Raw genomic sequence first — 14,231 nt, 5'->3', positions numbered from 1 at the left:
ACTCGACTAGTCGTCGGCAGCGTCAGATGTGTATAAGAGCCAGCCCATGGCCCACCCCGCCGAGCCGCTCCCGCCGGAGCCTTCCGCTCCCCTGTCCTCCGTGCCCGAAGCCGTCGCGCCGCGCTTCCGCTTCCTGCCCGCGGTGGGCACGTGGAAGTACCACCTGCTGCTCGCGTCCGTGGCCATCCTCTTCCTGGGCCCGCTGGGCGGCGTGGCCGCGTCGTACATGAACTTCAGCCTGGGCTTCTTCGTCGCCAGCCAGGTGCTCTCCGGCATCCTCGGCAGCGTCGTCACCTACGGCTACGGCGCGGAGGGCAAGCACGGCGCCAACTACATGCAGACGATGGCCGCGTCGGTGGCCTCGCTGTGCGCCATGTCCGTGCTCATCCAATCCATGGTGTGGCTGGGCATGCCCCAGCCGCCCGCGTGGCAGCTGATGCTCTTCGTCGGGTGCGTGGGCATGTTCGGCGTGGGCGTGGGCATGCTCTACACGCCGCTGCTGGTGGACCGGCTCCAGCTGGACTACCCGTCTGGCTACGCGGTGGCCAACATCCTGCGCGCGCTCACGGACAAGCGCCTGCTCAAGGCCTCCATCGCGAAGCTGGGCGGCGGCACCGGCCTGGGCATCCTGGCCGCGTGGCTCACGGAGAAGGTGGCCGCCATTGGCGCGCTGAGCATCAGCAGCTCCACGGTGGGCGCCGGCATGGTGGTGGGCAGCCGCATCACCGTGCCCGCCATGCTCATGGGCATCGTGGGCTACGCCATCACGCCGTCCCTGCGGAGCATCGGGTGGCTGGGACCCAATGATCCGTACCGGAAGATCGGCTTCCTCATCTCCCTGGCCATGATCTGCGGCGCGGCGCTGGTGGACCTGGCGCTGCTCGCGGTGCAGGCGGTGGACCGCATCCGGGGCCGCGCGCAGGCCCCGGCGGACACCGAGCCCGCGTGGAAGAAGGTCAACGTGCCCCGGCTCATCGCCTGGGTGGTGGGCTGGGGCGCGGCCGTCGTCGTCGTGGCCACGCAGGTGCTGCACCAGCCCGCGGGCTTCATCATCTTCGGGCTCGCGCTGTCGCTGCTGTTCGTGCTCATCAACGGCATCGCCTACGGCATCAGCGACAACAACCCCATCTCCAGCGCCTTCGTGATGTCGGTGCTGCTGATGTCGCTGTTGGGCTTGAAGGATCCGCTGGTGGGGCTGATGGCGTCCTCCATCCTGCTCATCTCCACGTCGGTGGGCTGCGACATGCAGCAGGACCGCTCCACCGGGTGGCGCCTGGGCACCAACCGCGTGGTGCAGTTCCGCTACCAGGTGCTGGGCATCTTCATGGGCGCGGTGCTGTGCGTGGTGCTGGCGCGCGTGTTCATGGGCGCCTACCCGGTGCTGTCCGTGAACCAGCTGGACCACCCGGACGTGAAGGTGGGCCAGTGGGGCTCCGCGATGACGTACAAGTTCGTGGGCGCCATCCGCGACCTGGGCACGCTGTCCGCGCACAAGGTGACGGCGCTGCTCGTGGGCCTGTCCATCGGCTTCACGCTGGAGGTCATCCGCAAGGTCGTCCGCCGGCATCCGGCGTACCTGCGCTACGTGCAGGGTTCGCGCACGGGGTTCGGCGTGGGCTGGGTGATGGACTCGCTGGTGCTGGCCAGCCCCTACGCGACCGCGTTCGGCGGCTTCATCGCGCTGCCCGCCACCATCTGGTTCGGCCTGGGCGGCATCCTCACGTCCGCCTTCAACACCGTCTCCAAGCGTTACCGGAGGGAGCCCGCGCCCGGGGAGGCGGTGCTGCCAGAGGACATGAGCACCATGTCCCTGGTGGGCGGCGGCCTCATCGCGGGCGAGTCGCTCTTCTACCTCTTCGTGGGCCTCGCCGGCCTGCTGGCCCTGCTGGGCTGAAGCACCGCGCTCCGGAGCACGGCTTGACTTTCCGTGCATCCGGGAGCACTTCTTGTCCCGTGAACCTCGTCATCAACACCACCGCGACCACGACCACCACCGCTTCGGCGGGCGTGGGTTCTGTGCGCGTGTCGGTGGCCTGACGAGCGCACGGTTTCCCGCCCCGCCGAGTTCCGGCCGGGGCGACCGTGCAACCTCACACGCCCCGTGTCCGGCCCCGGCAGCTTCAACCCGACCGACACACGGAGACGACAATGCTCGACGAACACGACCACCGCGCGCTGGGCCAGCGCCTGGACCTCTTCCACCTGCAGGAGGAGGCCCCGGGCATGGTGTTCTGGCACCCGCGCGGACTGATGCTGTACCGGCTGCTGGAGGACCATGTCCGCCAGCGCATGAGCGAAGAGGGCTACCGCGAAGTCCGTACGCCGCAGCTGTGCTCCCAGCCGCTGTGGGAGCAGAGCGGCCACTGGGAGAACTTCCGCGAGAACATGTTCTGCATGCCGGAAGGCGACCGGCACCTGGCCCTCAAGCCGGTGAGCTGCCCTGGCCACATCCAGCTCGTGCAGCGCATGGCGCCCAGCCACCGCGACCTGCCCCTGCGCCTGGGGGAGTTCGGGCTGGTGCACCGCAGCGAGCCCAGCGGCGCGCTGCACGGGCTGTTCCGCCTGCGCCAGTTCACGCAGGACGACGGCCACATCTTCTGCGCGGCGGAGCAGGTGGAGGCGGAAGTGGTCCGCTTCGTGCGCTCGCTCAAGGCGTTCTACGCGGGCTTCGGCTTCGACGACGTGCAGGTGGCCTTCTCCAGCCGTCCGGCGATGCGTGCCGGCAGTGACGCGCTGTGGGACCAGGCGGAGGCGTGGCTCCAGTCCGCGGCGAAGCAGGCGGGCCTCCAGTACGAGGACCAGCCCGGCCAGGGCGCCTTCTACGGGCCCAAGCTGGAGTTCGTGCTGAAGGACCGGCTGGGCCGTGCGTGGCAGTGCGGCACGATCCAGCTGGACCTGGTGCTGCCGGAGCGCTTCGACCTGCACTACGTCGGCGCGTCCGGAGAGCGCCTGCGCCCGGTGATGCTTCACCGCGCGCTGTTCGGCAGCCTGGAGCGCTTCATCGGCATGCTGCTGGAGCACCACGGGGGCGCGCTACCGGCGTGGCTCGCGCCCGAACAGGTGGTGGTGGCCTCCGTGGGCGCGGGGGCCTCCGCGTACGCGGAGGCGCTGGCGGCACGGCTGAGGCTGGCCGGCTGCCGCGCGCGGGCGGACGTTCGGGACGAGTCGCTGTCCAAGAAGGTCCTGGGCTCGCACGAGGACGGAGTGCCGTTCCTCGCGGTGGTGGGTGGCCGCGAGGTGGAGTCGAAGGGCGTGCGCCTGCGCCAGCGCGACGGCTCCCAGCGCGACCTGCCCTGGGATGACGCCGTGGCGTGGCTGTCCGCCGCGTGCCAGCCAGCCGTCGCGGGCTGAAAAAGGGGGCCGGGGTGCGGGCAGCCTTCTCGCATCCCGGCCTCGCGGTGGAGCCCGGCCATGAACCGTCAGGGGGCCGGGAACCAGCGCTCGAGCGCGGGGCGCAGCCCGCCTTCGCGCCCGGCCCACGCGATGCAGCCATCGGGGCGGACCAGCATCGAGCGCGCCCCGGGAGCGTTCACCACTCGAAGCCGTGACGTCCACGCGGCGCCTTGCTCGGATGCCGCGCCGTCGCCATCGACGAGCAGCCCGCGGCCATCGCGCATCAGCGAGTACAGGCGCGTGCCCTCCCCATCGACCGTCAGCTCGGCGTCGGCGATGAAGTGCCCGACGAGCGGATCATCATCACCGAGGTCGTAGCGCGTCGTGACGCCACTGATCATCTCGCCGAAGTGGCGATTGACGTCGGCGTAGGTGGTCAGCAGCTCGGCCACGATCTGACGCATCGCGGTCGTCTGGGGGTCGGGGCGCATGAGCGCGAGCTGGGCACGGGTGTTGTCGAGCACGCGTGCCGCCACCGGGTGGCGCTCGGAAGTGTAAGTAGCGAGAAGGCTGTCAGGAGCGCGCCCCTGCACCGTGGCGGCCAGCTTCCAGCCGAGGTTGACCGCGTCGAGCAGGCCGAGGTTCAGCCCCTGTCCGCCGAAGGGCGAGTGGACGTGGGCGGCATCGCCAGCCAGCAGCACACGCCCCCGCTGGTAGCTCGACGCCTGCCGCGCGTGGTCGCTGAAGCGCGTCGCCGAGTGCAGGGCCGTGATGCGCACGTCCGCCCCGCTGACGCGCCGCAGGCTCTGCTCGACCTCGGTGGCCGTCACGGGGGCCTCGCGATCGGCCGGCGGTCCGTCAAACTCCAACACGGCCACGCGTCCGGGTATCGGGCCATAGGACATCATCCCTCCACCCGTGCGCCGCCAGCCGAGTGGGAGGAGCCGCTCGGGGTGATCGATCTCGACGAGGGCCTGGTGGCCGGTGAGGGTCGGAGCCGTGCCGGGGAAGTCGAAACCGGCCTGCTTGCGCACCGTGCTCCGGCCGCCGTCGCAGCCCACCAGGAACGCCGCCTCGAGCGACCGCGGACCGCCGGGGCCCCGTGCCTCGACCGATACACGCTCGCCGGTGTCCTCGAACGATTCGACGGTATGCCCACGCCACACCTCGACCCCGAGCGCACGCACGTGCTCGCCCAGGATGCGCTCGAGCGCGGCCTGCGGGACCGCGCGCGACCTCCGGCCGGGCTCGCGTTGCAGGGTCTGGTCGATCAGGGACAGCCCGGCGAAGTGGCCACCACCACGACGAGCCCCACCTGCCTGTGGGCTGTCCTGCGTCCCCAATGACCTCGCCATCGCCTTCATCACCTCGAACGCGGCGGTCTCCTCCGCGTTGAGCGCCGGGCCCAGTCCCCGCCGCTCGAGCGCCTCGCTGGCCACCGCCCCGATGCCACCTGCCTTGAGGACTGAATCAGGCTCGCTGCGCCGCTCGAGCACCACCACCCGCACCCCACCGAGTGCCAGCTCGCTCGCCAGCAGCAGGCCCGTGGGCCCCGCCCCTACCACCACCACATCGACTCCGCGCTGTTCCATGCCGGTGAACCTGTCACAATTTTATACCGAGTACAAATTAAGACCCAGCATATGATTCTCACATGCCCGAGACCGACCGCCAGCGCGAAGGACGACAGCGTGCGCCGAGCGCCAAACCCGACGGACTGCGCGAACGCAAGAAGCGAGAGACGCGCCAGCTCATCTCGAACATCGCCACGAAGCTCTTCACCGAGCGCGGCTTCGAGCACGTCACCGTCGACGACGTGGCCGCCGCGGCGAACGTTTCGAAGATGACGGTGTTCAACTACTTCCCCCGCAAGGAGGACCTCTTCTTCGACCGGAGCGACGATGTGCAGCAGCTCTTGCGCGACGCACTGGACAGCCGGGGTCGCCGCTCACCGGTGGCGGCGCTGCGGGCGCTGGCGCACGAGCTGGTCGAGCAACGCCACGGATTCGTGAAGATGACCCCTGGCATCGCGGGCTTCTGGAAGGTCGTGGCCGACAGCCCCGCGCTCCGGGCCCGGACGCGCGAGATATCCGAGGAGTTGGAGCGGGATCTGGGCCGGATGCTCGCCGCCAGCGCCGGCGCCCCGGAAGGCGACCCGATCGCGCGGCTGGTCGCCGCGCTGCTGGTGGGTGCCTGGCGCGTGGCCTTCCGTGATGCCCTGCACCGCCAGCGGTCGGCCCGTGCCGCCATCTCCCCCGAGGTGTTCCTGGAGCTGCTTGACCACGGCTTCACCGCCGCCAGCGCCGCGGCCCGCGGCAGCCCCTACGCGTGAGCGCGCCGGCGGCTCAGGAATAGAGGCTCAGGTGTTCCAGCGGCTCGCCGGGCCGCAGCAGCGTGAGGGGCTCGGAGGAGACATCGTCCAGGCGGAGGAGGCCCACCGCGTGGTGGTCCGCGTCCACGACCACCAGCCGGTTCAGGTGATGCTCCTCCATCAAGCGCTCACCGGCCTCCAGCGGTTCATCCTCCGAGCAGGTGACGAGTGGCGCCGTCATCGCCTCCCGCACGGTGGTGACGTCGGGGTCGTGTCCGTGGACGGTGGAGCACAGGGAGAGCTCCGAGTCGGTGAGCAGGCCCACCAGCTGGCCGTGCTCCATGACGGGCAGCGCCCCCAGGCTGGAGGTGTTCAGCCGCTCGGCGGCGGAGCGCAGGCAGTCATCCGCGTCGATGGTCTTCACGTCCCTGTGCATCAGTTCCGAAATCCGCATCGGCCTGCCTCCTCGTGGCGCGCACCGCGTCCTGGAGAAGTACAACTGGCGCACCGGCCTCCAAGCCCCGCGCCGCAAGGCCCGCCGTGCCGGGAGCAGCAGGGCCGGGGTGTCAGCCCCCTGACTGCCTCCCTGGTATAGGGTGCGACGCAAAGGCCGGCGGTGCATCCAAGGCCGTGCTCCGGGCTCCAGGCCCGAAACGTGGAGGAGGACCCATGGCGGACAAGCTCAATCTTTCCAACGAAGAGTGGCGCAAGCGTCTCACCCCCGAGGAGTTCCAGGTGCTGCGTCAGCACGGCACCGAGTACCCGGGGTCGGGCTGTTTCCTCGGCACCAAGACGCCGGGCACCTACGTGTGCGCGGGCTGCAACAACCCGCTGTTCAAGGCCGGGACGAAGTTCGAGTCCGGCACCGGCTGGCCGTCCTTCACCCAGACGCTGTCGGAGGACTCCGTGACGGAGATCCGCGACGTGTCGCACGGGATGATCCGCACCGAGGTCCGCTGCGCGCGCTGCGATGGCCACCTGGGCCACGTGTTCCCGGACGGCCCACCGCCCACGGGGCTGCGCTACTGCATGAACTCCGTGGCGATGAAGCACGTCCCCGAAGGCAGCCCCATCGAGCTGGTCCGGGCCTGAGCAGGTCGTCAGGAGTCCGCTGCCCCAGCCAGCGCGGAAGCGAGGCTCGGGTGGAGGCTGCCGAGGTCCATCATCAGGTGGTGGTGGGCCCTGCAGGATCCAGAGGCGCGCGGCTCACCGGTTTGGTGGTGGGTGGAGTCGGGTCCTGCGAGTGGTGGAGCGGCCCGCCCTCCGAGCCCCCTGCCCCACAGGGGTGTCCACGGGAGGGTGGAGACTCACGCCGGAGGTCCCCTTCCGGAGACGAAGCGTCCCGACCTGTTCGATGGTCGAACAGGTCGCCCAAGGCAGTGCCCGTCACCGCCCCGCCAGTGCACTCCCCACCGGGCTCACTGGGGTTGAGCCCCAGAGTGGCTTGAGACAGCAGCGCCGCGCTGTCGGGCTCTACGGGGAGGAGCTGCGCATGAGGAACGGGTGCAACCCCGAGTGCCTCGGCGGCTGGAGCGAGGCCGTCTGGGCCACACTCCTCAACGAAGGGCCGTGCTTCCAACGCATCGTCCTGCCCGGTGGCGGACGTGGAGTCGCCGAGGAGGCCCTCCTGGGCGCACGGGGCCTCGAGAGACGCATGCTCCTGGGGAGCGGGTGCGAAGTCGTCCAGCATGCGCGCATCGCATGCCTTCAGCAGCGCCGGCAGTTGGAGCTGGAGCGCCTGCGTGTCGCGCTCGCTCAGGGCATTCATGGCGCAGGTGGCCCACTGGCGCAGCGACTCGCCGCCCATGAAGGACAGCAGCCGGACCGCGTTGCCCCGTAAAGCCCGCTGTAGCGACTGAATGAGGAGCAGGTGCCCTGGACGCTCCGCCACCCGGGCCGCAAGCCGCAGCAACTCGAATTCCAACTGCGCGCAGCGCGCTCCAGGGTGCCATTTCGCCGCGTCCCACAGCCTGAAGCAGGCGTCCTCCAGCAGGCGCAGGTCCACCGAGGAGGCCCTCTCGCAGCAGTCGGCCAGCAACTCCACCAGCACCTGCCGCTTGAGGCAAAAGAAGCCCTCCAAAAGCCGCCGGCACTCCTCGGAGCGCTCGTCATGCAGCGCCAGGCCCAGGTTCTCCAGCGTCAGTGATTCATCCAACGACACCGCGCGCGTCTTGCGCCCTGAGCGCTGCACCACCAGGCCCCGCGCAGCCAGCCGCCGCAGCGCCTCGCGCACCGTGCCCCGGCTCACCCCGTAATTGCGCGCCAGCACCTTTTCCGAGCCCAACTGCCCGCTCCTGGGCAGCCTCCCCCGCCAAATATCCCGCTCGAGCTGCTCCTCCACGTACGCCACGAGCCCTACCCGCACCATCCCCGTCCCCCTTCTCGCCCAAGCCTTCGCCACCAAACCACGGGGGTCTGACATGGGCGCGCAGGCCACCTGACCTCCTCGCTCGCCAAGGCAGTACGGCCCCGGACCCCGGACCGCGCAAACCTGTCCGACTGTCGGACAGGTTTGGAGCCAGTCGCCCCCGGCAGCGCGCCTCTATCCGTGGGCCCGTATTGGCCTCGTCCGCTCAAGCACCGGCGCGGCCCATCCCTGCGCTCCGCGCGGCGCGTGTCCTCGCGGAGCACTTCGGATCGCAGGATTGGGTGACGGACGCCTGCGGCCGGCCAACTGAGTCTCTCGAGGAAGGACGAGCCTCCCCTCCTCTGCGAGGATGGAAGCCATGCGACGACCTCCGGCTGGACTCCGAGTGCTGCTCACCGCGCTCTTGCTGGGTGGTGCTTCCCAGGGGGCTCCGCCCCCGAAGGCCGCACTGCCCACGTCGACCCGGGTGCTGACCTGGCTCTATCAGGACCGGCTGGCCCCACCCTGGGAAGACCTGACGTGGGCTGGTGCGCACGCGATGAGCGCCACCATCCAAGGGGCCACGGGCAGCCACGCCATCTCCGTGACGCTGGGGCCGTGGGAGGCGCTGTACTTCGGCCACCCGGGCTTCGATGTGTCACCGGATGACACGCTGGTGCTGAAGGTGAACGGCGGGAAGGACGGCGCGAACGCGCCGGTACGTGCGCGCGTCGTCATCGGTTCCGAGCAGCCCGTGGGCGTGCCCCTGGGCACCACCTGCGAGGGCGGCGCCATCCCGGCCCGGAAGTGGACGACCTGCCGCGTGCCGCTGGCGAAGCTGCTGCCCGAAGGCCGCACGCGCATCACCGGCCTGTGGCTCCAGGAGGACAGCGGCAAGACGCTCCCACCCCTCTTCTTCGACGACATCGGCATCGAGCAGGGCCCCAGGCCGGTGAGCCTCACGCTGGAGACATCCGCGGTCTTCCTGGCTCCTGGCGCTACGCACACCTTCCGCGCCACCGTGACGAACAGCGCGGACACGGAGGTGACCTGGAGCGTGGAGCCCGGCAACGAGCGGGGCACCGTCAGCCCCACCGGCGTCTACACCGCGCCCCGCAAGCCGGGCACGTACAGGGTGATGGCCCGGAGCAAGGCGGAGCCGACCCGACTTGCCGTGGCCAGCGTGGTGGTGGGCGCATCCCCGGCCGTGAAGGGCACTCCGGGACAGGGCGGCAAGTGGGTGTCGGGCTACTACACGGGCTGGAACGCGGACGACTATCCGCCGGAGAAGGTGGACTTCAGCGCGCTCACGCACATCCTCGTGGGCCGAGTCACGCCGAAAGCGGACGGCACGCTGAGCACGAAGTTCGACAACGACCGGGGGCCGGAGATCGCCCGCACGCTGTCGAAGCGCGCGCACGCCGCGGGCCGCAAGGCGCTCATCATGGTGGGCGGCTCCGGTGAGCACGACGGCTGGGTGGGCGCGGCGTCCGACGTGAACCGCGCGAAGTTCGTCCGCTCGCTGCTCAAGGCGATGGACGACTTCGGCTACGACGGGTTGGACCTGGACTGGGAGCCCGTGGAGAAGGAGGACCGGCCCAAGCTGCTGGCCCTGGTGAAGGCCCTTCGCGAGGCGCGTCCGAAGATGCTCCTCACCTTCCCCCTCCATTGGATCAACACCAACTTCCCCACCGACGCAGACCCCTGGTTCGCGGAGCTGGCGACGCACTTCGACCAGATGAACCTGATGTCCTACGAGATGATTGGCGCGTGGGACGGCTGGAAGTCCTGGCACACGTCCGCGCTCAAGGGCGAGCAGGGGCTGCACCCCACGTCCATCGCGTCCAGCCTGGACCTGTGGGTGAAGGCGGGCATCCCCAAGGCGAAGCTGGGCATCGGCATCCCCTTCTACGGCCTCGCGTGGCGCCACATCACCGGCCCCTACCAACCCTTCACGAACTGGTCCGACTACGTGGGCGGGGACAACTCGTTCACCTACAAGAAGATCCTCCGCTACTCGAAGCAGGGGACGTACCAGTGGGATGAGAAGGCCCAGGCCAGCTACGTGACGTTCGCCAAGGACAAGCGGGTGGAGGATGGCTCGGTGACGTGGATCTCCTACGACAGCCCGCAGGCCATTGCCGCCAAGGGCGCCTTCGTGAAGCAGGAGGGCTACGGCGGCACCATCATCTGGACGCTCAACCAGGGCTGCACCGACGCGGAGACTGGCGCCAACCCGCTGCTGGACGCGGTGAAGGCGGCCTTCCTCCCGTAGCGGCGAGGAGGAAGGCCTTGTCTCCGCGAACGCGCGTCAGCCCAGGGTGACGCGGGCGTTGCGGAACATGCGCATCCAGGGGCCTTCCTCGCCCCACTCCGCCGGGTGCCAGGAGTGCTGCACGGTGCGGTGCACGCGCTCCGGGTGCGGCATGGTGATGGTGAAGCGCCCGTCCTTCGTGGTGAGCCCCGCGATGCCGTGCGGCGAGCCGTTGGGGTTGGCCGGGTACTTCGCCGCCACCTGGCCCCGGTTGTCCACCCAGCGCGTCGTCACCAGCCCGGAGGTGTTGAAGCGCGCGGCGGCCTCCGCGTTGGCGAACTCAGCCCGCCCCTCGCCGTGCGACACGACGATGAGCATCCGGCTGCCCTCCATGCCCTTGTAGAAGAGCGACGGCGACGGGGCGATCTCCACCGTGCCCAGGCGGGCCTCGAACTGCTCGGAGGCGTTGCGCACGAAGCGCGGCCACGCATCCGCGCCGGGGATGAGCTCGCGCAGCTGCGCGAACATCTGGCACCCGTTGCACGCGCCCAGGCCGAAGCTGTCCGGCCGCCCGAAGAACTCGGAGAAGGCGTCGCGCGTGCGCGGGTTGAAGAGGATGGATTTGGCCCAACCGCCGCCCGCGCCCAGCACGTCGCCGTAGCTGAAGCCGCCGCAGGCCATCACGCCGTGGAAGTCCTTCAGCGACACGCGGCCCGACAGCAGGTCGCTCATGTGCACGTCCACCGCGGTGAAGCCCGCGCGGGTGAACGCCGCCGCCATCTCCTGCTGGCTGTTGACGCCCTGCTCGCGCAGCACCGCCACGCGAGGCCGGGCCCCCTTGGCGATGTACGGCGCCGCCACGTCCACCTTCGGGTCGAAGGTGAGCACCGGCGACAGGCCCGGGTCTTGCGCGTCGCACTTCGCGGCGTACTCCTCCTCCGCGCAGGTGGGGTTGTCGCGCAGCTTCTGGATTTCGTAGCTCACGCGCGACCAGGTGCGCTTGAGAGCCACCGTGTCCTCCGCGAGCAACTCCTTGCCCCCGTGCCGCACGCGCACCACCTGCGCGGACGTGGGCCGCCCCAGTTCGTGGACGTGCGCGCCCAGGCCGTGACGGGAGAGGACTTCACGCACGCGCGCCACGTCGGACGCGCGCACCTGCACCACCGCGCCCAGCTCCTCGTTGAAGAGGGCCGCCACGGCGTCGCCGCCCAGCGGGGCCACGTCCACGTCCAGGCCGCAGTGGCCCGCGAAGGCCATCTCCGCGAGCGTGGCCCAGAGGCCGCCGTCGGAGCGGTCGTGGTACGCGAGCAGCATGCCCGCCGCGTGGAGTTCCTGCACCGCGCCGAAGAAGCCCTTCAGCGCCGCCGCGTCGTCCGCGTCCGGGCACTCCGGGCCCACCTGCTGGTGCACCTGCGCCAGCACGGACGCGCCCAGCCGCTGCCGGCCCTTCGCCACGTCCAGGAGCAGCAGGCGCGTGTCCCCCGCCACGTCCACCGGCTGCGGCGTCAGCGTCACGCGCGCGTCCAGCACCGGCGCGAACGCGGTGATGATGAGCGACAGGGGCGCCGTCACCGCCTTCTTCTGGCCGTCCTCCTGCCACTGCGTGCGCATGGACATGGAGTCCTTGCCCACCGGGATGGCGATTCCCAGCGCGGGGCACAGCTCCATGCCCACCGCGTGCACCGCCGCGTAGAGGTTCGCGTCCTCGCCGGGGCTGCCCGCCGCCGCCATCCAGTTCGCGGACAGCTTCACGTCCGACAGCTTCTGGATGCGCGCCGCCGCCAGGTTGGTGAGCGCCTCGCCCACCGCCATGCGCGCGGAGGCCGCCGCGTCCACCAGCGCCACCGGCGTGCGCTCGCCCAGCGCCATGGCCTCGCCCGTGTCGGACATCAGCGAGGACAGCGTCACCGCGCAGTCCGCCACCGGCACCTGCCACGGGCCCACCATCTGGTCGCGCGCGGTGTGGCCGCCCACGGAGCGGTCGCCAATGGTGATGAGGAACGACTTGTCCGCCACCGTCGGGTGCGACAGCACCGCGTGCGCCACGGCCTTCAAGTCACCCGGGATGCTCAGCGGCGCATGCTCCAGGGGGCGCGACACGCCCTCGCGGTGCATGCGCGGCGCCTTGCCGAAGAGGACGTCCATGGGCAGCGCGATGGGCGTGTCCCCCAGCTCGCGGTCCGAGAGCGTGAGCACCTGCTCCGCGGTGGCCTCGCCCAGCACGGAGAAGGGGGCGCGCTCGCGCTCGCACAGCGCGGCGAAGCGGGCCAGGTCCTCCGGCGCCACGCCCAGCACGTAGCGCTCCTGCGCCTCGTTGCACCAGATTTCCACCGGCGACATGCCCGGCTCGTCGTTGGGCACTTCGCGCAGCTCCAGGCGTCCGCCCAGTTCGTTGTCGTGCGCCAGCTCCGGCAGCGCGTTGGACAGGCCTCCCGCACCCACGTCGTGGATGGAGCGCACGGGGTTCTTGTCGCCCAGCATCCAGCACTGGTCGATGACCTCCTGGCAGCGGCGCTCCATCTCCGCGTTGTCACGCTGCACGGAGGCGAAGTCGAGGTCCGCCGCGCTCGCGCCCTGCGCCATGGACGACGCCGCGCCGCCGCCCAGGCCGATGAGCATCGCCGGGCCGCCCAGCACGATGAGCTTGTCGCCCGCGCGCAGCGGGGCCTTCTTCACGTGGTCCGCGCGGATGTTGCCCAGGCCGCCCGCCAGCATGATGGGCTTGTGGTAGCCGCGCACCTCCACGCCCTCCGGCGTGGGCACGTGCTGCTCGAAGCTGCGGAAGTAGCCGGTGAGGTTGGGCCGGCCAAACTCGTTGTTGAACGCCGCGCCGCCCAGCGGCCCGTCCACCATGATGTCCAGCGCGGACACGATGCGGTCCGGCTTGCCGTAGGGCACCTCCCACGGCCGCGCGAAGTCCGGCAGGCGCAGGTGGCTGACGGAGAAGCCCGTGAGCCCCGCCTTGGGCTTCGCGCCGCGCCCGGTGGCGCCCTCGTCGCGGATTTCACCGCCCGCGCCCGTGGCCGCGCCCGGGTACGGCGAGATGGCCGTGGGATGGTTGTGCGTCTCCACCTTCATCATGATGTGGGCCGGCTCGCGCACCGTGCCCCACTCGCGCGCTTCGCCCTGGGGGAAGAAGCGCTCCACCTCGAAGCCCTCGATGACGGCGGCGTTGTCCTTGTACGCGGACAGCACGCCGCCCGGGCTCTGGGCGAAGGTGTTCTTGATGGCCTGGAACAGCGAGCGCTCGCGCGGCTTGCCATCCACCGTCCACGACGCGTTGAAGATTTTATGGCGGCAGTGCTCGCTGTTCGCCTGCGCGAACATCATCAACTCCACGTCGGTGGGGTTGCGCCCGAGCTCCGTGAAGCGCTCCACCAGGTAGTCGATTTCGTCCTCCGCCAGCGCCAGGCCCAGCTCGCCGTTGGCCTTCGCCAGCGCCGCGCGGCCTCCGCCCAGCACGTCCACGCGCGTGAGCGGCCGGGGCGCATCCGTGCGGAAGAGGACCTCCGCGTCCTCCAGCCGGGGCAGCACCGCCTGCGTCATGCGGTCGTGGAGCACCGCCTGCACGCCCTCCGCATCGTTCGCGTCCAGCGGCCGGCCGCCGGGGCCGGTGAGGAAGAACGCGATGCCGCGCTCCATGCGGCGCACCTGCGTGAGGCCGCAGTGGTGCGCGATGTCCGTCGCCTTGGAGGCCCACGGCGACACCGTGCCCGGACGCGGCACCACCAGCAGCAGCGTGCCGGTGCGCTCGCGCTTCGCCGTGTGGGGGCCGTACTCCAAGAGGCGCCCCAGCCGCTCCGCCTCGTCCTGCGTCAGCGGCGCCGACGTGTCCGCGAGGTGCACGAACTCCGAGTAGAGGGTGGCCACCGTCGGCACCCGCTCCCGGCAACGGACGAGCAGCTTGGCGAGCCTGAATTCGGAGAGGGCCGGAGCCCCGCGCAGCGTGAGCATGAAGGTCCTTGCGAACGGGTGACGGGAGGTAA

At 70.6% G+C, this 14,231-nt stretch carries 9 protein-coding genes; 5 read left to right on the top strand and 4 right to left on the bottom strand.

Going from position 1 to position 14,231, the window contains the following annotated elements:
- Positions 1 to 46 precede the first annotated feature (46 nt).
- Positions 47 to 1,894, top strand: a complete 1,848-nt coding sequence (locus D7X32_RS14595) for an OPT/YSL family transporter (protein WP_120603148.1) — start codon at positions 47 to 49, stop codon at positions 1,892 to 1,894.
- Positions 1,895 to 2,148: 254 nt separating this feature from the next.
- Complete coding sequence (gene thrS / locus D7X32_RS14590) at positions 2,149 to 3,351, top strand: threonine--tRNA ligase (protein WP_120603147.1); 1,203 nt, start codon at positions 2,149 to 2,151, stop codon at positions 3,349 to 3,351.
- Positions 3,352 to 3,419: 68 nt separating this feature from the next.
- Here thrS and D7X32_RS14585 read toward each other — a convergent pair whose 3' ends face one another.
- Entirely contained in the window at positions 3,420 to 4,925 is a 1,506-nt protein-coding gene (locus D7X32_RS14585) for an FAD-dependent monooxygenase (RefSeq protein WP_120603146.1), read from the bottom strand.
- A gap of 62 nt (positions 4,926 to 4,987) precedes the next feature.
- Here D7X32_RS14585 and D7X32_RS14580 point away from each other — a divergent pair, with 62 nt between their 5' ends.
- Positions 4,988 to 5,665, top strand: coding sequence for a TetR/AcrR family transcriptional regulator (locus tag D7X32_RS14580; protein ID WP_120603145.1), 678 nt, complete (start codon positions 4,988 to 4,990; stop codon positions 5,663 to 5,665).
- Positions 5,666 to 5,678: 13 nt separating this feature from the next.
- Here the strand turns inward: D7X32_RS14580 and D7X32_RS14575 are convergent, their stop codons facing one another.
- The gene (locus tag D7X32_RS14575) at positions 5,679 to 6,098 is read right to left on the bottom strand and encodes a CBS domain-containing protein (RefSeq protein ID WP_158625680.1); all 420 of its coding nucleotides are present in this window, start codon (positions 6,096 to 6,098) and stop codon (positions 5,679 to 5,681) included.
- A 215-nt stretch (positions 6,099 to 6,313) separates the two neighbouring features.
- Here D7X32_RS14575 and msrB point away from each other — a divergent pair, with 215 nt between their 5' ends.
- Positions 6,314 to 6,736, top strand: a complete 423-nt coding sequence (gene msrB / locus D7X32_RS14570) for a peptide-methionine (R)-S-oxide reductase MsrB (RefSeq protein ID WP_120581381.1) — start codon at positions 6,314 to 6,316, stop codon at positions 6,734 to 6,736.
- Positions 6,737 to 6,809: 73 nt separating this feature from the next.
- On the opposite strand, the gene D7X32_RS14565 is transcribed toward msrB, so the two are convergent.
- A complete protein-coding gene (locus D7X32_RS14565) occupies positions 6,810 to 8,012 on the bottom strand; it encodes a FadR/GntR family transcriptional regulator (RefSeq protein ID WP_120603143.1) in 1,203 nt (400 codons plus the stop codon).
- A gap of 358 nt (positions 8,013 to 8,370) precedes the next feature.
- Between D7X32_RS14565 and D7X32_RS14560 the strand changes: the two genes are divergently transcribed.
- A complete protein-coding gene (locus D7X32_RS14560; protein ID WP_120603151.1) occupies positions 8,371 to 10,266 on the top strand; it encodes a glycoside hydrolase family 18 protein in 1,896 nt (631 codons plus the stop codon).
- A 36-nt stretch (positions 10,267 to 10,302) separates the two neighbouring features.
- Here the strand turns inward: D7X32_RS14560 and purL are convergent, their stop codons facing one another.
- Positions 10,303 to 14,199, bottom strand: coding sequence for a phosphoribosylformylglycinamidine synthase (gene purL, locus D7X32_RS14555; protein ID WP_120603142.1), 3,897 nt, complete (start codon positions 14,197 to 14,199; stop codon positions 10,303 to 10,305).
- Positions 14,200 to 14,231 lie beyond the last annotated feature (32 nt).

The sequence above is a fragment of the Corallococcus carmarthensis genome (assembly GCF_003611695.1).
GTDB lineage: Bacteria > Myxococcota > Myxococcia > Myxococcales > Myxococcaceae > Corallococcus > Corallococcus carmarthensis.
The sequence above is the reverse complement of the archived record's forward strand: the minus strand, read 5'-3'. Positions and strand labels throughout refer to the sequence as shown.